Genomic DNA, 22,724 nt, shown 5'->3' with positions numbered 1-22,724 from the left:
CGAGCTGGGCTGCGCTCGACGGCGGACACGGGTGTATGCGGATCGAACCGACTCATGTGGAGTAGTCCTCGCGGTCGCCGGTCGTGATCATGTCGTCGCTGTGCATCTCACTAGCGTCCAGCAGGACCGCGAGCGCGGCCACGCTGGAATGGGCGAACAGTTGCGAAACGGCGATGCGTCGCTGCAGCTGCGACTCGATGCGTGCGATCAGTTGCACCGCCAGCAGTGAATGACCGCCGACCTCGAAGAAGTCGTCATGGCGGCCTATCGTCTCCAGGCCGAGCAGCTCGCACCATAGGCGCGCCAGGGCCTGCTCGCTCGCGCCTTGCGCCGCTTCGCCGCTGCGCGCCTGGCCGGTGTCGCTCGGCAATGCGTTGCGGTCGAGCTTGCCGTTGACCGTGAGCGGCAGCCGTGGCAGCGGGATGTAGGCGGCCGGTTGCATATAGTCGGGCAATCGGTCGATCAGCCAGGGGCGCAGGCGCTGGCACAGCGCGGTTTGTTCGGCTGCGGCGTCGGCGACGATGTACGCCAGCAGACGCGGTTGATTGGCAAGGTCGAGCTGGACATGCACCACCGCCTGTGCCACCTGCGGGTGGCTGCCGAGCACGGCCTCGATCTCGCCCGGTTCGATGCGGAAGCCACGCAGCTTCAGTTGCGCGTCGGCGCGCCCGAGGAAATCCAGGCTGCCGTCTTCCCGCCAGCGGGCCAGGTCGCCGGTACGATACATGCGCGTGCCAGGCACAACGGCGAGCGGATCCGGCACGAACCGTTCGGCGGTCGCGCCGGGGCGCCCGACGTAGCCCTGGGCCAGGCCGGCACCGGCCAGATGCAGCTCGCCGGGAATGCCGATGGGCACCGGCTTGCCGCGGGCGTCGAGCAGACGCACCTGCATGTGGCGGATCGGCTGCCCGATCGGAACACGCCGATCCGGCGGCGGCGACTGGCGCAGGGCGAGGGTGGTGGCGAACTGGGTGGTCTCGGTTGGTCCGTAGGTCTGCAGCACTTGCTCCGGCGCCTCGGCAGAACCCAGTAGCAGGGACAGCGCATGTGGATCGGCAACATCGCCGCCGGTGATCAGATAACGCAATCTGGGCAGGGAGGTTGCCAGCTGCGGTGCGTACGCCCGCAACACACCGGCCACCAGGATCAGGACGCTGATCGCTTGTGTGCGGACGAAGCCCGCCAATGCGTTGGGATCGAGCACCACCGCCTGCGGCACCACCACCACGCAGGCACCGCACAGCAGCGGCGCCCAGACTTCCAGGGTGGTGGAGTCGAATGCCGGGTTGGAGGCGAAGGCGAAGCGGTCCTGCGCTTTCCAGTCGGCGTAGTCCGGCGCGGCAACCAGATTGAGAATGCCGCGATGGGTGATGACCACGCCCTTGGGCACACCGCTGGAGCCGGAGGTGTACATGACGTAGGCAGGCGCGTTGCCCGGCACCGCCGCAGCAGAGAACCGCTCCGCTGTGGCGGTCGGCGCATCCACGTCGACCGCCAGGCAGTGCAGTGCGCCGGCCCAGGCCGGACGTGCCTGTGGTGGATGCAGCAGCGCGGCTGCGCGGCAATCCTCCAGCAATTGCGCCAGGCGCAGGGCGGGCTGTTGCGGGTCCAGCGGCAGGTAGGCGGCGCCCAGCTTGAGGATGGCCAACTGCGCGATCACCAGGGCCGCACTGCGCGGCAGTACCGTCGCCACCGTGGCGCCGGCGCCGATGCCGGCAGCACGTAGCTGCTGCGCCAAGGCGTCCGAGCGCGCATCCAGATCGGCGTAGTCCAGCTGCAGCGTCCCGTCGCAGACGGCCGGCGTAGTGGGCGTGCGTTGCACCTGTTGCGCAAAGGCGGCATGCACGCTGGCCGGCAGCGGCTGCACCGCTTCGCAGTGGCTATCGTGCGCCAGCCGCTGCTGCGCCGGGGTATGCAGCGGCAGGTCGTCGGCCACCTGGGCCTCGCCGGCATCGGCGAGGGCGCTTAGCAGCGCCTGGTAATAGGCCAGATGCCGCTGCAGTGTGGCGCGTTCGAACAACGCCGTTGCATAGACCAGCGAACCGACGATGCCGTCGCGGCCGACGCGCATTTCCAGCGCCAGATCGGCCAGCGCGACCGGGTTGCCGCCTTGCAGCGGCTGCAACTGCAGGCCGGGCATGTCCAGTGCGCCCGACGGCGTGGTGTCGGACGAAAATAGCGCCTGGCACAACGGGGCGTGCGCGAGCGTGCGGGTGGGCTGGACCGCTTCGATGACGCGGTCGAACGGCAGCTCCTGGTGCGCCTGCGCGCCGAGCACCGCGTTGCGGACGCGTTCCAGCAATTGCGCGACGCTGGGACGCCCGGACAGGTCGATACGCAGCGCAACGGTATTGACGAAGAAACCGATCAAGGGTTCGAGCTCGCTGCGATCGCGGCCGGCAAGCGGGGTACCGATCACGACCTCTTCCTGGCCGCTGTAGCGGTGCAGCAGCAGCGCCCAGGCGGCGAGCAGGGTCATGAATGGCGTGACCCGATGGCGCACGCTCAGGGCATGCAAGCCCGAACTCACCGTGGCAGGAAGCGAGAAAGCGATGCTGTCGCCGTGGAAGTCCTGCCGTGCCGGACGCGTGTGGTCGGTCGGCAGTGCCAGCAACCGCGGTGCGTCGCGCAGGCGCTCGCGCCAGTAATCGAGCTGACGCTGCAGAACCTCGCCCTCCAGCCAGCGGCGCTGCCACACCGCGACATCGGCGTACTGCAGCGGCAAGGGCGGCAGCGGATCGCGCGCGTGCTGGGCATAGGCGGTGTACAGCGCACCCAGTTCGCCGATCAGCACGCCCATCGACCAGCCATCGCAGACCAGGTGATGCAGGGTGATCAACAGCACGTGCTGCTGCGGCGCCAGACGCAGCAGATGGCCGCGCACCAGCGGGGCGGCCGGATCGAAGGCGGTCTGGCGTTCGTCTGCGCACAGTTGCTGCACCCGCGAGGCTGAGTCCTCCAGCGCGGACAGGTCGCTCTGGCGCAAGACAAATCCGGTGTCGGCCGGCAGCACCTCTTGCCGCGGCTCGCCAGCGCTGGCGACGATGCGTGTGCGCAGCGTTTCGTGGCGCGCGACGATGCGGTCCAGGGCCTTGCGCAGCGCCGGCAGGTCCAGCGCACCGTCCATGCGCATGCCGGTGCAGACCAGATAGGCGAGGTCGGTCTCGGGGTCCAGCTGCGACAGGAACCACAGCCGCTGCTGGGCGAAGGACAACGGCAGCAGCGTGTCCCGTGGGACGGGCAGGATCGGCGGCAGGGTGTCCGCTGCGGCGGCCGCGACGCAGCCGGCGAAGTCGGCCAGACGCGGATGGGCGAAGATGTCGGCCAGGCCGACATCGACGCCGAAATGGCTGCGCAGCCGCGAGGCCAGGCGGACCGCGAGCAGGGAGTGCCCGCCGAGCGCGAAGAAGCTGTCCTCGCGGCCGACGCGTTCGCAGCCGAGCAGTTCGGCCCACAGCATGGCCAGCGCCTGCTCGAAGGGCCCGCGCGGCGGCACATGGCCTTGGGCCTGGATCTGCATGCCGGTGTCCGCCGCCGGCAGCGCATGGCGATCCAGCTTGCGGTTTGGCGTCAGCGGCAGTGCGTCCAGGCGGACATAGGCATTGGGCAGCATGTAGTCGGGCAGGCGCTGTGCGAGGTGTGCATGCAGGCTGTCCGGATCGAGTGCGTCGGCAACCACGTAGGCCACCACACGCGTCGCCGCTGTGGCGTCCTGGCGCGCGCAGACTGCCGCCTCGCGCACGCCCGGATAGTCCAGCAGCACGTTTTCGATTTCGCCCAGTTCGACCCGGAACCCGCGCAGCTTGAGTTGCTGGTCGTTGCGGCCGAGAAACTCCAGGCTGCCGTCCGCGTTCCAGCGCGCCAGGTCGCCGGTGCGATACATGCGCTGGCCAGGGCCAAGCGCGAACGGGTCGGGCAGGAACCGTTCCGCGCTCAGTGCCGGCTGCGCGTGGTAGCCGCGACCGACCTGGGCGCCCGCGACATACAGCTCGCCGGCCACGCCGATCGGCAGCGGACGGCGGCGCGCATCGAGCACGTACAGGCGCGCGTGGCGCAGCGGCGTGCCGATGCCGATGCGGGCGGTGCTGGCGTCGGCGGCGCACAGGCGTGCGGCGGTGCAGGAGATCGCGGTCTCGGTGGGGCCATAGGTGTTGACCAGGACGATCGCCTGCAGGCCCAGGTCGTACCACTGCTGCAGGTGGAATGGCGACAGCACGTCGCCGGTGATGTTGATCAGGCGCACCTGCTGGAGCTGCTGGCGGGCCTGCTCGGGCGCCTGCGTCCATGCGCTCACCAGCGCATGCCAATGCGCGCTGGTCAGATGCAGCACGCTGGCGGGCGTTGGGGTGGCAGCCGCGTCCAGCGGCAGCGGCGCCAGCCGCAGGCAGGCGCCGGCGATCAGCGCCGGCAGCAGTTCTTCCAGCGACAGATCGAAGTTGATCGAATTCTGCTGCAGCACGCAGTCCTCGCCGCTCAGGCCGAACAGTTCGGCGGCGGCGACACAGTAGGCGGCCAAGGCACCGTGCTCGATCATCGCGCCCTTGGGACGTCCGCTGGAGCCGGAGGTATAGATCAGATAGGCCAATTGCTCGGCGCGGGTAGCGGGCAGGGCGGTCGGCGCGGCGATGGCCGCGTCGTTGCCGTCGTCGTAGCACAGCAGCGGGACGTCGGCCTGCGGGGGCAGCGTGTGTGCGCACGCGGAGGTTGTCACCAGCAACTGTGGCCGGCAGTCGCGCAGGATGTCGGCACGGCGTTGCTCGGGATACTCGGGGTCCAGCGGCACGTAGGCCGCGCCGGCCTGCAACACGCCCAGCAGCGTTGCCACCAGATCGATGCCGCGCGGCATGCACACCGCCACCCGCGCTTCCGGCCCGATGCCCAACGCACGCAGGCGGCAGGCCAGATGCTCGGCGCGTTGCGCGAGTTCTTCATAGCTGAGGGTGGTACCGTCGGCATCGATCAGCGCCGGTGCCTGCGGAGTGCGCGCCGCCTGCATGGCGAACAAGTGCGATACGCCAGCGTCGGGTGCGTCGGCGGGCGCCGGGTTGAATCCGGCGACGATGCCGGTACGCATGCTCTCCGGCAGGATGTCGAGGTCGTGCAATGCGGTGCCTGGCGCATCGGCCAGCGCTCGCGCGAGTTGCTGCAAGGCTTCGAGCATGAGATGCCCGACCGACTCCGGTGCGACCGCTGGGCCGGTCTGGACATCCAGCCAGAAACCGCGGTCGTCATCGTTCACCGACAACGACAGCGGATAGTTGGTCCGTTCGCTGGCGCCAAGCGATTGCATGCCACCCCAGTCCGGCGCCTTGTCCAGCACCTGGCTACCGCCGACGTGGCGGTAGTTGAGCAGGGCGGTGAACAACGGTGCCGGTGCGGCGACGCCGCTGCAGCGCTGGGCCAGGCTCAACGGCGCGTGTTCGTGCTGCATGAGCATCGCCAACAGGGCCTGCACCGTGCCTGCGGCATCGGCCACGCTGGTGGCGTCGATGCGCAGGCGCAGCGGCAAGGTATTGAGGAACATGCCCAGCACGCGGTGGATGCCGCTGCCGCCCTGCATGCGGCCGAACAGCGTCGTGCCGAACACCACGTCGTCGCGTCCGCTGGTCGTGGCCACCACCAGCGCGTAAGCCAGATGGAACAGGCTGGCCATGCCTACGTCCAGCACCCGCGCCTGCGCGCGCAGCGCCTGGGTCAGCGCGTCGGGGACCGGCAGGCGCGCTTCGCGCACATTGCTGCCGTCGCCGTGCACATCGAGCATGCCGTACGGCGCGGTGGTCTGCGCGACGTCGCCCAGCAGTTCGCCGAAGAACGCTTCCTGCGCCTGTGCCGAACCGCCCAGCCGCGCACGGGCGACGAACTCGCGGAACGGCAGCGGTGCCGGCAGGGACTGCTCCTGGCCGGCCAGGAACGCGCCGACTTCCTCGATGGCCAGATCCATCGAGGTGTGGTCCATCACCAGGTGGTGGTAGAGGAGGCCGAGCAGCCAGCGCTGGTGAATGGTGTCGTGGAGCAGATGTGCATGCAGCAGTGGTGCCTGCTGCGGGTCGATCCGCGCCTGCGGCGATGTGAGGCAGCGCTGCAGTTGCGCCAACGCGTCGCTGCCGTCGAGGACATGGGAATGCAGCCGCAGCGGAGCGTGTCGCCAGACCACCTGCACCGCTTCGCGGACCCCATGCCAGACGAAGGCGGTGCGCAGGATGTCGTGGCGGGCGATCACGCTGTTCAGTGCGGCCAGGAACCGATCCAGCTCGGCACGCGTGGCGAATGCATGCAGGCCGGGCATGACGTAAGGGTCGCTGTCGGTGTGTTGCAGATGGTGGAACAGCAGGCCTTCCTGCAGCGCGGCGAGTGGATAGATGTCCTGCACGTTGGCGGCGCCGCCTGCAACGGTCGCCACCACCGCATCGATCTCGGTCTGGGTCAGGACCACCAGCGGCAGGTCGTCGGGCACGATCCGCGTGCAATCGCGCGCGATCCGGTTGGCCGGCACCGGCACGACCGCCGCCGGACGCAGCGCATCGGCCAGCGTGGCCAGCACCGGTGTCTTGAACAGGTCGCCGACGTCCAACTGCCAGCCCGACTGCTGCAGGCGTTCGATCAACAGGATCGCCAGTAGCGAGTCCCCGCCGAGGGCGAAAAAGCTGTCTTGGCGGCCGACCCGGTCGATCTCGAGCAGCTCGCTCCACAGCGCGGCCAGCAGGGTTTCCCGCTCGCCTTCGGGGGCCGCATAGGCCTGCGCGGCGCGCGCGTCCGCGCCCGGCGCCGGCAGGGCGCGGCGATCGAGCTTGCCGTTGGCGGTCAGCGGCAGCGCTTCGAGTCGCACATAGGCGGTCGGCAGCATCACCTCGGGCAGGCGTATGGCCAAGGTGTCGCGCAGCGCCAGCGGGTCGGCCTGGTCGGGCCGTTCGGTGAGCAGATAGGCGACCAGGCGCGGCTGGCCGGGAGTGTCTTCGCGCAGCAGCACGGCGGCGTCGTGCACGCCGGGGCAGGCACGCAGCGCGGCGGCGATTTCGCCGAGTTCGATACGGAAGCCGCGCAGCTTGACCTGGTCGTCGTTGCGGCCGAGGAAGTCCAGCGTGCCGTTGGTACGCCAGCAGGCCACATCGCCGCTGCGGTACATGCGCTGGCCGGGCTGTTCTGCGAACGGATCGGGGACGAAGCGTTCGGCGGTCAGGTCGGGGCGGCCGAGGTAGCCGCGGGCGAGCTGCGGGCCGGCGATATGCAGGTGGCCGGCGACGCCGATCGGTGCCAGCTGACCGTGCGGATCCAGGACATAGAGCCGTAGATGATCGATCGGTCGGCCAATCGGCACGCGGCCGCTCGGGGCCAGGGCATCGTCGGCGGTGGTGGCGTGCACCGCGCAGCCGACCACGGTCTCGGTGGGGCCGTATTCGTTGATGATCCGCGTGTGTGGGGCCAGGGTCTGCCAGCGTGCGAGTGTTGCTGCGGGCAAGGCTTCGCCGCCGATCACCATCACTGCCGGGCTGAGCGGTCCTTCATGCTCAACCAGCTGCTGACCGAGCACTTCCAAATGTGCCGGGGTGAGTTTGACCAAGGCCAGCGGGGTCGGATCGCACAGGCGCTGGCGCAAAGCCTCGAGCGTGTCGTGCTCTGGCAGCAGTTCGACCCGGGCACCACACAGCAGCGGCGCGAGCAGACTGGTCAGCGTTGCATCGAACGCCAGCGAGGAAGACACCACCGCGCTCGGTAATGGACGATAGGTGGCGATGGCCCATTGCAGGTAATGCGTGGCACCGGCGTGAGTGAGCAACGTGCCCTTGGGCTGGCCGGTGGAGCCGGAGGTGTAGATCACATAGGCCAGGTTGTCCGGGCACAGGCCGGGCACGCTCGGTGCGCCGGGATCTTCAGTGTGTGCGTCCGTATCCAAGGTCAGCACGCTGATGCTTTGCATGGCACTGCCGATGGAGTGGAGCCGCTCGCGCAGTTCGCCACAGGTCAGCACTGCGCGCGGGCGGCTGTCGGTGAGCAGGAAGGCCAGGCGTTCGTCGGGCAGGTCCGGGTCCAGCGGCAGGTAGGCGGCGCCGGCCTTGAGCGTGGCCAGCAGCGCAACGACCTGTTCGATGCCGCGCGGCAGGTACAGGGCAACCCGGCTCTCCGGTCCAACGCCCAGTTTGTGCAGGCGATGGGCCAACCGGTTGGCGCGCGCCTCGAGCGCGGCGTAGCTGAGTTCGACGGTGTCGGCGCGCACTGCGATGGCATCGGGCGTGCGGCGCACCTGGTCTTCGAACAGGTGGTGGACGCACCGGGCCTGCGCCAGCGGAACGGTCTCGGTGACGGTGAAGCGCTGCAGCTGTGCGCGTTCGTCGGCGGGTAGCAGATCCAGGGCGCGCAAGCTCGTGTCCGGCGCCTGCTCCAATGCCTGCACCAATCCCTGCACGGCCTGCAGCATCAACGCGATGACGCGCGCTGCGCCGATGCGTTGGTCCACCTGTGCTTCCAGCGAGAAGCCTGCGTTCGCGGCGATGTCGTCGACCGAGAGCGTCAGTGGGTAACTGGTGCGATCCTCCGACTCCAGCATTTGCGTACCGAGCCAGGCCTGCGACGTCTCGGCCGGTGTCTGCACCGCGCTGCCGCCGGCATGGCGGTAGTTGAGCAATGCGATGAACAGCGGTGCGGGCGCGGCGATGCCACTGCAGCGCTGTGCCAGGGCCAGCGGGGCATGTTCGTGATGGATCAATTGGGCGAGCCGCTGCTGGGTGTCGCGTACGCACTGAGCGACGCCGCGACCGTCGCGTCGCAGGCGGATGGGCAGGGTGTTGATGAACATGCCCAGCACCCGGTGTGCACCGCTGCCGGCGTGCATGCGTCCGAACAGGGTCGTGCCGAACACCACATCGTCCCGGCCGCTGCTTTGGGCCAACAGCAGGGCGTAGGCCAGATGGAACAGGCTGGCGGGGCTGACGTCGAGACGGCGCGCTTGCAGGCGCAAGGCGGTGCAGAGCGGTTGTGGCAAGGACTGCCGGATCTGTTCGATATCCGCGCCACTGCCGCGCACTTCCCACAAGCCGAACGGCGCGGTGGGGGTGTCCAGATCACCCAACTGCTGGGTGAAGAAGGCGCGGTGCTCGTCGTCGCTCACGCCCAGGCGTGCCTGGGCGACCAGATTGCGGAATGGCAGAGGCTCGGGCAACTGCTGCTGTCGTTCGTCCAGATGCGCATGTACTTCTTCGATCAACAATTCCAGGGTGGTGTGATCGATCATCAGGTGATGGGTCTGCAGGCCCAGCAGCCAGCGTGACTGCTGCGGATCTTCGGCGAGATGACCACGGAGCAGCGGTGCCTGGCCGACATTGATGCGGATGCTGCGTGGATCCATGTGCCGCTTCAGTGCTGCCAGTACATCGGGGGCATCGATGCTGTGTTCGTGCCGCGGCAGCGAGGCATGGCGCCAGACGATCTGCACCGGCATGGGCAGGCCTTGCCAGGCGAAGCTGGTGCGCAGGATGTCGTGGCGGGCGATGACTGCGTCCAGCGCGGCGACGAAGGCGTCCAGGTACGCGCGGCTGTCGAAGGCCAGCACGCTGAAGCTCAGGTAGGCATCGCCCACCGGGCTGGCCCGATGATGGAACAACAAGCCTTCCTGCAAGGCGGTCAGCGGGTAGATGTCCTGCACGTTGGCCGCGCCGCCTTCGACGCTGGCCACGGCCGCGTCGATCTCGGCCTGGGTCAGCTGGACCAGCGGCAACAACTCGGGGGTGATGCGGGTGCAGTCGGGCGGGATACGGTTGGGCGGCACTTCCACCGCACCGCTGGGACGCAGCGCGGCGGCCAGCTCGGCCAGGGTGGTGGCGCCGAACAGGGCACGCACCTGCAGCTCACAGCCATGCTGGCGCAGGCGTTCGATCAGCTTGATCGCCAGCAGCGAGTGCCCGCCCAGGGCGAAGAAGTTGGCGTGGCGGCCGACCCGTTCGACACCGAGCAGCTCGCTCCACAGCGCAGCCAGCAGGATCTCCAGCACGCCTTCCGGTGCGACGTAGGCCTGCGCGGCGAGCGCATCGGCATCGGGTGCCGGCAGGGCACGGCGATCGAGCTTGCCGTTGGGCGTCAGCGGCAGCGCATCGAGCTGCACATAGGCGGTCGGCAGCATGACCTCGGGCAGGCGGGTGCCGAGCTGGGTACGCACGGCGTCGGCGTCGAACGTGACCTCGGCGTCGCCGACCAGATAGGCGACCAGGCGGTTGTCGCCATTGCTGTCGGCACTGGCGAGCACCACCGCCTCGCGCACGCCGTGGCACGTCCGCAGGGCGGCCTGGATCTCGCCCAGTTCGATGCGCACGCCACGGATCTTGACCTGCGCGTCGTTGCGGCCGAGGAAGTCCAGCGTGCCGTCGGCACGCCAGCGTGCCAGGTCGCCGGTGCGGTATAGGCGCTCACCCGGCCGCTCGGCGAACGGGTCGGGCACGAAGCGCTCGGCGGTCAGGTCCGCACGGCCGAGATAGCCGCGCGCCAGGCCATGGCCGGCGATATGCAGTTCGCCACTCACGCCGATCGGCGCGGGGCGGCCGCGCGGATCGAGCACGTACAGGCGCACGTTGGCCAGCGGCCGGCCGATCGGCAGGTGCTCGCCGTCCTGGACCCCGTCCAGATGCAGGCTGGCGCAGACGCTGGCCTCGGTGGGGCCGTAGGCGTTGATCACCCGGGTCTGTGCCTGCCAATCGCGGGCCAGGTCGGCGTCGGCGGCCTCGCCGGCCAGCACCAGGGTCTGCACGCTGGGGCAGCGGGCCTGCGCGGGCAGCGAGGCCAGTACCGTCGGGGTCACGGTCAGATGGGTGATGCGCTGGTCGTTGATGACCTCCAGCAGCGCCTGTCCGGCCAGCGCCTCGGCGGGCGGGACGTGCAGGCAGGCGCCCGCCAGCCAGGCCATCAACAGTTCGGAGATACAGGCGTCAAAGCCGATGCTGGCCAGTTGCAAGACGCGGCTGTCCTGCTGCACCGCGAAGGCGGCGATCTGGGCCTGGGCCAAATTGACCAGGCCGCGATGGCTGACCATGACGCCCTTGGGCTGTCCGGTGGAGCCGGAGGTGTAGATGACGTAGGCCAGGTGGTCCGGGTGCAGGCCGTCGATGAGCGGCGCATGGTCGTGGGCCGGGTCCGCTGCCGGGAGCGGCGCATCGAGCAGCATCACGGTGGTGCGCTGCAGGGCGCGGCTGGCGGGCAATTGCTGCTGCAGTTGGGCGTCGGTGAGCACCACGCGCACGCGCGCATCGGCGAGCATGAAGGCCAGGCGCTCGGTGGGGTGATCGGGGTCGAGCGGCACATAGGCGCCGCCGGCCTTGAGCACGGCCAGCAGGGCGACCAGGCGCTCGGCGCCGCGTGGCAGGTACAGCGCCACGCGGGTATCCGGACGCACGCCGGCGGCGATCAGGCGATGGGCCAGGCGGTTGGCGCGCACATCGAGCTGGGCGTAGGTGAGTTGCAACTGCGCATCGGACAGGGCCGGTGCGTCGGGATTGCGCTGGCATTGCGCGTCGAACAGCGGCTGCAGCAGGGGCGCCTCGGGCCATGGCGCGCTGCTGCGATTGAACTGCTGCAGCAATTGCGTGCGTTGGTCTGCGGGCAGCAGCGGCAGCGCGCTCACTGCGCAGTCCGTCTGTGCGGCCATGGCCTGCAACAACGCGATCCACATCCGCGTCCAGCGCTGCACGGTGGCGCGATCGAACAGCGTGCTGGCGTAGATCACCGAGCCACGCAGACCCGCATCGCTGTCGTTGATCGACCACCACAGATCGACCTGGGCGGAGACCTGTCCGACCGGCATCGAGGCGATCTGCAGTCCCGGCAGCGTCAGCTCCTCTTCCGGCGTGTTCTGCATCGCCAGGACCACCTGGTAGAGCGGTGCATGCGCCATGCTGCGGCTGGGGTTGAGCGCTTCGATGACCTGTTCGAAGGGCAGATCCTGATGCTCCTGCGCCGCCAGCGCGATGGCGCGTACCTGGGCCAGCAACTCGGCGACCGACGGATCGGCGGACAGGTCGATCCGCAGTGCCTGGGTGTTGAGAAACAGGCCGATCAGCGGTTCGAGTTCGCTGCGGCTGCGGTTGGCCACCGGGGAGCCGATGACGACCTCTTGCTGACCCGACAACCGCGCCAGCAGCACCGCCCAACCGGCCAGCAAGGCCATGAACAGGGTGGTGCCGTGGCGCTGGGCCAGGGCCTTCAGCGCGAGGCTGGTGTCCTGGTCCACCTGGAAGCTCAGCGCGTCGCCGCGATAGTCCTGCAGCGCCGGCCGTGGCCGGTCGGTGGGCAGGTCCAGCAGCTCCGGCGCGCCCTGCAGATGCTCCTGCCAGAAGCGGCGCTGGCGTTGCAGAGCCTGTTCGCCGAGCGCCCGCCGCTGCCAGGCCGCCACATCGGCGTACTGCAGCGGCAACGGCGGCAGCGGATCGGGCAAGCCGTCGATCATCGCGCCGTACAGCGCGACGAACTCGCGCACCAACACGGCGATGGACCAGCCATCGGCGACCAGATGGTGCAGGGTCAGAAACAGCACATGCGCGTGGTCGCCGAGCCGCAACAAGCGTCCGCGCGCCAGCGGGCCTTCGCTCAGGTCGAAGACACAGTTGGCCTCGTCTTGCGCGTGGGCCTGGATGTCGGTTTCGGGATCGGTGCACTGCGACAGATCGAAACGGCGCAGGGCGAAGCCGCTGTCGGGCGGGTCGATCTCCTGTACCGCTCCGCCATCGGCGGCGACGAACCGCGTGCGCAGCGTTTCATGCCGGGCCACGATCCGATCCAGCGCCTGCTGCAGGGCGTCGGCCGCGAGTGCACCGTGCAGGCGCAGGCCGACCGGGATATGGCAGGCCAGGTTGGCGCGCGCGTCCAGTTGGGCGAGGAACCACAGGCGCTGCTGGGCGAAGGACAGCGGCAGCGGCTGGCGACGGTCGGCCGGCACGATGGCCGGCAGGGCGATGGCGGCGGCGCCTTCCAGCGCATGGGCCAGATCGGCCAGGCGTGGCTGGGCGAACAGCGTGGCCAGCGGCAGCTCCCGGCCCAGCGCGCCGCGCAGACGCGAGATCAGCCGCATCGCCAGCAGGGAGTGTCCGCCGAGGGCGAAGAAGTTGTCGTGGCGACCGATCTGCTCGATGCCGAGCAATTCGCTCCACAGTGCGGCCACTTGCGTTTCCAACTCGCCTTGCGGTGCAACGTAGGCCTGCGCAACGAGCGCGTCGGCATCGGGTGCCGGCAGTGCGCGGCGATCGAGCTTGCCGTTGGCGGTCAGTGGCAGTGCATCGAGCTGCACGTAGGCGACCGGCAGCATCACCTCGGGCAGACATACGCTGAGCTGGGCGCGCAACGCGTCGGCGTCGAGCACGGCGTCGCTGTCGCCGACCAGATAGGCGATCAACCGCGTGGCGTCTGGCAACGCGTCGCGGACCACGACCACCGCTTCGCGTACGCCAGCGCAGCCGCGTAGGACGGTTTCGATTTCGCCCAGTTCGATACGCACGCCGCGCAGCTTGATCTGGGCGTCGTTGCGGCCGAGATAGTCCAGCGCGCCGTCGGCACGCCAGCGCGCCAGATCGCCGGTACGGTACATGCGCTGGCCGGGCTGCTCGGCGAACGGATCCGGGACGAAGCGTTCGGCGGTCAGATCCGGGCGGCCCAGATAGCCGCGCGCCAGCTGCACGCCGGCGATCTGCAGTTCGCCGGGCACGCCGATGGGAGCCAACTGGCGATGCGGATCGAGCACGTGCAGGCGGGTATTGGCGATCGGCCGGCCGATCGGCACGCTGTTGAGGTCGGCGTCGGTGCATTCCCAGACGCTGACATCCACCGCCGCTTCGGTCGGGCCATACAAGTTGTACAGGCGGGCGTGTGGCAGGCGCTGACGTACGGCGTGGGCAAGATCCGCAGGCAAGGCTTCGCCGCTGCAGACGATGCGTTGCAGGTTGTGGCATGCGCCTTCGGGCAAGGCTTCCAGGAACACCCGCAGCATCGACGGCACGAAGTGCACGGTGTCGATGTGTGCCTGCTCGATCAGGTCGATCAGATAGGCGGGGTCCTTGTGGCCGCCGGGTTGCGCCAGCACCAGACACGCGCCTGCGCGCAGCGGCCAGAACAACTCCCATACCGAGACATCGAAGCCAACCGGGGTTTTTTGCAACACGCGCTGTTGGGGGTGCAGCTGCAGCGCCTGCTGCATCCACTGCAGGCGGTTGTCGATGCCGGCATGGGTGTTGACCACGCCCTTGGGCGTGCCGGTGGAGCCGGAGGTGTAGAGGACGTAGGCCGGATGCTGCGGGTGCAACGCCGCAACCGTGGGAGCGTGCGCGGGAGCCGACGTCCACGCCGTGGGTTGGGCATCCAACAGCAGGGTATGCAGGCCATCGCGTCGCGCCAGCAGCGCGGCAGTGGCGCGATGGGCGAGCAATACGCTGGGCCGCGCATCGGCGAGCATGCCGTCCAGGCGCGCGGGCGGTGCGTCGACGTCCAGCGGCAGGTAGGCGGCGCCGGCCTTGAGGACGGCGAGCAGCGCCACGACCAGATCGATACTGCGCGGCAGGCAAATGGCCACACGGTCTTCAGGCGCCACACCGAGATCGACCAGGTGATGCGCGAGCTGATTGGCGCGGGCCTCGAGCGCGGCGTAGCTCAGTTCGATCTCAGCGTCGATCAGGGCGGTGGCCTGCGGCGTGCGTTGCGCCTGTTGTTCGATCTGCCGGTGCAGGTAGCCGGAACCGGTCAGATCGACGGCAGTGGCGTTGAAGTTGCGCAGTTCCGCGCGTTGGTTCTCCGGCAGCAGATCCAGCGCGTGCAAGGCGGTCTGCGGTGCGTGCTCCAGCGCCTGGACCAGCACCTGCACGGTCTGCAGCAGCATCGCGGCGATACGTTCGGTACCGATCTGTGGCACGCACTGCAGGTCCAATGAAAATCCACCGTCGGACTGTTCGTCGTTGACCGATACCATCAATGGGTAGTGCGTGCGCTCCTGACCGGCGATCTCTTGCACCTCCTCCAGAGGCCCGAGTGGCTTGGCGTCTTGGGACCCACCCAGCACAGCGCTGCCGCCGGCATAGCGGTAGTTGAGCAAGGCGTTGAGCAGCGGTGTGGACGGATCCAAGCCGCTGCAGCGCTGGGCCAGTGCAAGCGGTGCATGTTCGTGGTGCAGCAGCTGGGCCAGGCAGAGCTGGGTGTGGCGCAGCGCGTCCAGCACGCTGCCGCACGCTGTGCCCAGGCGGATCGGCAGGGTGTTGAGGAACATGCCGAGCACGCGGTCCACGCCGGCGCTGGCATGCATGCGTCCGAACAGCAGGGTGGCGAACACCGCCTCGTCGCGGCCGCTGCTACGCGCCAGCACCAAGGCATAGGCCAGATGGAACAGGCTGGCGGCACTGACGCCGTAACGGCGCGCCTGGGCGCGCACCGCTTGGGCCAGCGGCATGGGCAACGCTTGGTGGAGAAAATGCAGCGAGGCCGGATCGCGTACCGGTGCGAGCACGCCGAAAGGCGCGGTGGGTGCATCGATGTCGCCGAGCATCGCGGTGAAAAATGCGGTGTGCTCCTGCTCGGAGACCCCGGCGTGGGCATGCGCGATGAAGTCGCGGAACGGTAGCGGCGGCGGCAGCTGGTGCTGCCGTCCACCCAGGTATGCCTGCACTTCTTCGATGACCAGTTCCAGGGTGGTGTGGTCCATCACCAAGTGATGCTGTTGCAGGCCGAGCAGCCAGCGTCCTGCGTTCGGGTCCTGGGCCAGATGGGCGCGGATCAGCGGTGCCTGTTGCAGGCTGGGTGCGGCCTCGGGCGCGTGCAGCCAGGCCAGCAGCCCGGTGGCCGGGTCTGGACCATCGAAGCGATGCAGGCGACGCGCCAGCGTGGCCTTGCGCCAGACCACCTGCAGCGGCGCAGACACGCCTTGCCAGACGAACCCGGTGCGCAGGATGTCGTGGCGGGCGATGACCTGGTCGAGCGCGTCGAGGAAGGCGTCGAGCTGCGCTTTCGACCGGAAACCGAGCACGGACGAATGCAGATACGGATCGGCGAGCGGATCGGCCAGGTGGTGGAACAGCAGGCCTTCCTGCAACGGCGCCAGCGGATAGATGTCCTGCACGTTGGCCACGCCGCCGTCGACGCTCGCCACGACCGCGTCGATCTCTGGCTGGGTCAGCGCGACCAGCGGCAGCAGGTCCGGGGTGATGCGGGTGCAATCGGGACCGATGCGGTTGGGTGGCACGACAACGCTGGATGCGGCCTGCAGATTGGCGGCCAGGCCGGCGAGCGTGGATTGGGCGAACAACGCCCGTACATCGATTTGCCAATCGAGCCGGCGCAGGCGTTCGATCAGTTTGACCGCCAGCAGCGAGTGGCCGCCGAGTGCGAAGAAATCATCGTTGCGGCCGACCTGTTCGACGCCGAGCAGCTCGCTCCATAGCGTGGCCAGCACGTGTTCGAGTTCGCCCTGCGGGGCGACATAGGCATGCAGGTCGAGTGCCTGAGCGTCGGGCGCCGGCAGCGCGGCGCGATCGAGCTTGCCGTTGCGCGTCAGCGGCAGCGCGTCCAGCTGCACATAGGCGGCCGGCAGCATGTGCTCGGGCAGACGCGCGGCGAGGTCGGCACGCAGTTTGGCTGGTTCCAACGCCGACCCGTCGCCGACGAGATAGGCGACCAGGTGTTTTTCGCCGCTGTCATTGCGCGCGACGACCACTGCTTCCTGCACGCCAGCGCGGCCGCGCAAGGCCGCTTCGATCTCGCCCGGTTCGATGCGGAAGCCACGGATCTTGACTTGATCGTCGTTGCGTCCGAGGAACTCCAGCAGCCCGTCATCGCGCCAGCGCGCCAAGTCGCCGGTCTTGTACATGCGCTCGCCGGCTTGTTCGGCAAACGGATCGGGGACGAAGCGTTCGGAGGTCACGTCGGGGCGGTGCAGATAGCCCTGCGCGAGCTGCGCGCCGGCCAGATGCAGTTCGCCGGCCACACCGATCGGAACCGGCTGACCGTGGTGGTCGAGCACATAGGCACGGCTGCCCGGCAATGGCCGGCCGAGCGGGATCCGCGCCGCGTCCGCGGCCACTGTCGCGACCGGGTGGACCACGCTGAAGGTGGTGGTCTCGGTCGGGCCATAACAATGCAGCAGCCGTTGCGGTGCAGCGTCGGCGAGGATCGCGGCGACGGTCCCGGCATCGACGCTGTCGCCGCCAGTGAGCAGGCAGCGCAGCGTCGGCAGGAATGTGCGCATAGCCTGCCAGTAGCCGGGCAACAGCCCGGCGGTCAGATGCAGGATGCTGACCTCGCTGGCGCTCAGGGACTGCGCCAGTGCGCTCGGATCGAGCAGGGTCTGCTGGTCGACGACGACGATGGCCGCGCCATGCAGCAGCGTGGCCCACACTTCGAACGTGCTGGCATCGAAGGCAGGATTGGCGAGGAAGGCGACGCGGTCCTGCGGCTGCAACGGCGCATGCTGCTGGCTGAGCGCGAAGGCCAGCACGGCTCCATGCGACACGGCCACGCCTTTCGGGGTGCCGGTGGAGCCGGAGGTGTAGACGACATAGGCGACGCTGCCGGGCGTGACGCTGATGAGCGGTGTGTCGGCTTCTCCCGCGAGGGCTGCCCAGTCCAGCTGCAGACATGGCATGGACACTGCATCGAGCGGGCTGTCGGCGTTGCACAGCAGCGCGGCGGCGGCGCAGTCGTGCAGCAGTGCGCGCAGGCGCGCTTGCGGCTGCGCCGGGTCCAGGGCGACATACGCGGCGCCGCACATCAGCACCGCCAGTTCGGCCACGACCAACAGCGCCGAGCGCGGCAGCAGCAGCGCCACGCAGGCACCCGGCGTGACGCCGGAGGCGAGCAGTCGTTGGGCCAGCACAGTGGCCCGCGCCTGCAGTTCGGCGTAGCTCACAACCAGGTCGCCGTCGATCAGTGCGGGTGCCGCAGGACGCTGACGCATCTGCGCCTGCAGGCGGGTGAGCAGCGTGTCGCCGATCGCAGGCGCTGCGGCGGGGTTGGCGTTGGCGTCGTGCAGCAGCCATTCGCGCTCGCCGGCCGGAAGAATCTGCAAGGCGCACAGCGGTGTGTCCGCTGCGCCACTCAGTGCCGCGTCCAGTTGCTGCAGCGCGTGCAGCATGAAGCCGGCCACGCGCTCGGCTGAGAGGCATGGGTCGATCTGCAGGTCGAGCGAGAATCCATCGCCGTCGTCGTTGACCGACAGCGACAACGGATAGGTGGTGCGTTCGCGCGCCTGTACTACGCGCACGCCTTGCCATGCATCGTGCTGCGTCCCTTCTTGTGCTGCGGCCGGCGTGTGGCCTACGTACCGGTAATTGAGCAGGGCCGAGAACAGCGGCAGCGGCGCACGGATGGCGCTGCATTTGCGCACCGCAGTCAGCGCGACGTCTTCGTGGCACAGCAGTTCGGCCATATCTGCCTGCATCCGGCGCACGGCATCGGTCACGCTGGTGGCGTCGATCCGCACGCGCAGCGGCAGCGTATTGAGGAACATGCCCAGGGCACGGTCGGCGCCGTCGCTACCGCTCAGGCGGCCGAACAGGACGGTGCCGAACACCACGTCGGTGCGTGCGCTGATGCGTGCCAGCAACAGCGCATAGGCCAGGTGGAACAGGCTGGACGCATTCACACCGAGGCGGCGGGCATGCGCACGCAGCGAGTGCGCAGTGTCGTGTGCGACCGGCACCCGCTGCTGCGCTGGTTCGCCGCCCTGCATGTCGTTGCGAAGCAGACCGAACGGCGTGGTCGGATGATCGACATCGCCCAGCATGCGACTGAAGAAAGGCACGTGCGCGGTGTCCCCGGCGCGCTGCGCCTGGGCGACGAAATTGCGGAACGGCAGCGGCGCGGGCAGTTGCTGCTGGTTGCCCGACAGGTACGCGCCGATCTCTTCGATGATCAGGTCCAGCGTGGTGTGATCCATGACCAGGTGGTGTGCCAGCACACCGACGAGCCAGCGCTGCTGCGCCTGGTCTTCGGCCAGATGGGCCTGCAACAACGGTGCCTTGGCGAGGTCCAGGCGGGCATGTTCGGGTCCCATCCTGGTCAACAGCTGTGCCTGCACGTCCTGGCCCTGCAGTGCGTGCCGGTGGACCTGGATGGCGGCGCTGCGCCAGACCACCTGCACCGGTGCAGGCAGATCCTGCCAGACGATGCTGGTGCGCAGGATGTCGTGACGCCCCACCACCTGGTCGAAGGCGCTCAGGAATGCGGCCGCGTGCTGTTCGGTCTCGAAGGCCAACACCGTGGTGTTCACGTAGGGATCGGCATCTGGATCGGCCAGGTGATGGAACAGCAGGCCCTCCTGCAGCGGGGCCAGCGGATAGAGGTCCTGGACGTTCGCCGCGCCGCCGTCGACGCTGCGGACGATGGCATCGATCTCGGCTTGCGTCAGCTGCACCAGTGGCAACAAGGCGGGGGTGATGCGGGTGCAGTCGGCTGCGATACGGTTCGGTGGAATCGCGGCGTCGGAGTTGGGTTTCAGCGTGCCGGCCACCGCGGCCAGGGTCGCGTGGGTGAACAGTGCACGCACGTCCAGTTGCCAGCCGTGTTGGCGCAGGCGTTCGATCAGCTTGATTGCCAGCAACGAGTGACCGCCCAAGGCGAAGAAGCTGTCGTGGCGGCCGACTTTTTCGACGCCGAGCAGTTCGCTCCACAGTGTTGCCAGCAGCAGTTCCAGCTCGCCTTCCGGTGCAACGTAGGCCTGCGTTGCGAGTGCGTCGGCGTCCGGTGCCGGCAGGGCACGGCGATCGAGCTTGCCGTTGGCGGTCAGCGGCAGCGCATCGAGCTGCACATAGGCGGCCGGCAACATGTAGTCGGGCAGACGGGCACCGAGCTGGGTGCGTAACGTGTCGGCGTTGAGCGTGATATCGGTGTCGCCGACCAGGTAGGCGACCAGGCGCTTGTCGCCGGTGTTGTCTTCGCGCACGACGACCACGGCCTGGCGCACGCCGTCGCAGCTACGCAAGGCGGCCTGGATTTCGCCCAGTTCGATGCGGAAGCCGCGCAGCTTGACCTGCTCGTCGTTACGGCCGAGATACTCGAGGCTGCCGTCGGCATGCCAACGCGCCAGGTCGCCGGTGCGGTACATGCGCTCGCCGGCTTGTTCGGCGAACGGATCGGGCACGAAGCGCTCGGCTGTCAGGCCGGGACGGCCCAGATAGCCACGCGCCAGGCCGGCACCGGCCACGTGCAGTTCGCCAGCCACGCCAACCGGCAGGCACTGGCCATCGTTTGCCAGCACATAGGCGCGCAGATCGGCCAGCGGCACGCCGATCGGGCTGTGCCCCGGGCGTTGCGCATCGTCCGCACTGAGCGCATGCGCGGTGACATGCACCGTGGTCTCGGTGATGCCATACATGTTGAGCAGGGCAGTGCGCTGGCCGTGCTGGGCAAACCAAGGCGCCAGGTTGGCCGGTTGCAGCGCTTCGCCACCGAAGATCACCAGGCGCAGGCTGTGCTGAAGAGGGCTCTCACGTTGCGCATCGAGCAGCGCCTGGAAGGCACTGGGGGTCTGATTGAGCACGCTCACGCGCTGCTGGCAGAGCAGGGCATGGAACGCGGCGGGGTCGCGTGCGGTGTGCTGCAGCACCACCACCAGGCGGCCGCCGTGGGCCAGCGCGCCCCACAGTTCCCAGACCGAGAAGTCGAAGGCGCAGGAGTGGAACAGCGTCCAGACATCCTCGGCGCTGGGTGCGACGCAGGCGCGGGTGGCATGCAGCAGGCGCACGACCTGGGCATGGGCCACGACCACGCCCTTGGGGGTGCCGGTGGAGCCGGAGGTGTAGATGACGTAGGCCGGGTGTTGCGGCAGCACGTCGCTACGCTGCGGCGCGTGTGTCGGCTGCTGCGCCCATACCGGGTCAGCGTTCAGCAGCACCGTGGCGATCTCGGAATCGGTTGGCAGCGTGGCTGCCAACGCCCGATGGGCCAGCAGCATGCGCGGCTGCGCATCGTCGAGCATGAAGGCCAGCCGCTGCGCGGGGTAGGCCGGGTCCAGCGGCAGATAGGCGGCGCCTGACTTGAGTACGGCCAGGATGGCTACGATCAGATCGATGCCGCGCTCCAGATACAACGCCACGCGATCTTCCGGCCCGATGCCCTGGGCGATCAGGTGATGGGCGAGCTGGTTGGCACGGGCGTCGAGCTCGGTATAGCTGAGCGCGAGGTCGTCGTGCACCACGGCGATGGCGTGGGGCGTCTGCGCGACCTGCTGTTCGAACAATGTATGCAGACAGGCATCGTCGGCGAACACACGCTGCGTCTGCGCCAGCGTCTGCAGCCATTGCTGGCGCTCGGGCGCGCTCAGCAGCGGCAGCCGATCGACGCGTGCGCTGTCGTCGGCGACCGTGCCGCGCAGCAACGTGACGAACTGGGCCAGGTGGCGTTCGATGGTGCTGCGCTCGAACAGTGCGGTGGCGTAAGTGAGCTGGCCGGCGATGCGCCCGCCGGTATTGCGCAACGACAGTTCCAGGTCGAACTTCGCGCTGTGATGGTCGGCGCGGAAACGTTCCAGGCTCAGTCCGGGCAGCGCGAACGTCTCCGGTGCACCCTCCTGCCAACTCAGCAACACCTGGAACAGCGGATGGCGGGAGAGGTCGCGGACCGGATTGAGCGCTTCGACGAGTTGCTCGAACGGCAGATCCTGATGTGCCTGCGCTGCTCCCGCGAGAGCACGCACCTGGGCGAGCAACGCGGCGACGGTGGGATTGCCGGAAAGATCGACGTGCAGCGCCTGGGTATTGGCGAAAAAACCGATCACCGGCTCGAACTCGGCGCGATGGCGATTGGCCACTGGGCTGCCGATCACCACGCTGTCTTGACCGGACTGCCGCGACAGCAAGATGGCCCAGCTCGCCAGCAAGGTCACGAACACCGTTACGCCATGGCGTTTGCTCAGTGCGGCGAGTGCGTGGCCGAGATCGGCATCGAGCACGATCTCCGCGCGATCGCCGGCGTGATCCTGCACCGCTGGGCGTGGGCGATCGCTGGGCAGGCTGAGCAACGTCGGTGCCTGGCGAAGATGCGCAAGCCAGAAATCGAGCTGCGGCTGCAACCCGGGACCCTCGGCCTGGCGCCGTTGCCAGGCCACGATATCGGCGTATTGCAGGGACAAGGCTGGTAACGGATCGTCCACGCCCTGCGCCAGGGCGGTGTACAGCGTGCCCAGTTCGCGGATCAGCAGCTGCATCGACCAGCCATCGGAGACGATGTGGTGCATGGTCAACAGCAGCACGTGATCGTCTGCGGCCAGACGCAGCAGACGGCCGCGGATCAGCGGACCGTGTGCCAGGTCGAACGGGGTGGAGGCCTCCTGCAACGCATGCCGATGCGCCTCGGCCTGGGCCTCCGCTGGACTGTGCCGGGAGAGGTCGACGTGGGTGAGTGCGAAGCCGCTGCCCGCCGGATCGATCAACTGTTCGGCAGCGCCGTTCACCGTCACGATGCGGGTGCGTAAGGCCTCGTGGCGGGCGACGATCCGTTCCAGCGTCTGCTGCAATGCCGTTACCTGCAACGCGCCGCGCAGGCGCACTCCGGCCGGGATCAGGTAGGCCGACGCGCTGCCTGGATCCAGTTGTGCGAGCAACCACAAGCGCTGCTGGGCGAACGACAACGGTATCGGCCGATCCGGGTCGCGCTGCGGGATGCTGTCGCTGTCCGCATCGGCCGCATCGGCGTCCTCCAACAGATTCCACAGGCGCTCGATTTCATCGGCGCTCAACGCGGACAGGTCTGCAGGCAGTGCGGGGGGCGATGGCATGGTC

1 protein-coding gene is annotated in these 22,724 nt (G+C 68.8%); it reads right to left on the bottom strand.

Translation table 11 applies throughout. The annotated features are described in order from the left end of the window. Positions 1 to 52: 52 nt before the first annotated feature. On the bottom strand, positions 53 to 22,720 hold the full coding sequence (locus GGR61_RS04205) for a non-ribosomal peptide synthase/polyketide synthase (RefSeq protein ID WP_184620564.1): 22,668 nt from the start codon (positions 22,718 to 22,720) through the stop codon (positions 53 to 55). Between the last annotated feature and the right edge of the window lie 4 nt (positions 22,721 to 22,724).

It is taken from the genome of Xanthomonas sp. 3058, from assembly GCF_014199765.1.
GTDB classification, from domain to species: domain Bacteria; phylum Pseudomonadota; class Gammaproteobacteria; order Xanthomonadales; family Xanthomonadaceae; genus Xanthomonas; species Xanthomonas campestris_B.
Note: the sequence above shows the minus strand (reverse complement) of the source record. Positions and strands in the feature narration are given on the sequence as shown.

What these genes read in the sequence shown, in the direction of transcription:
- GGR61_RS04205 (WP_184620564.1), bottom strand. Translation starts at nt 22,720, where the DNA reads ATGCCATCGCCCCCCGCACTGCCTGCAGACCTGTCCGCGTTGAGCGCC.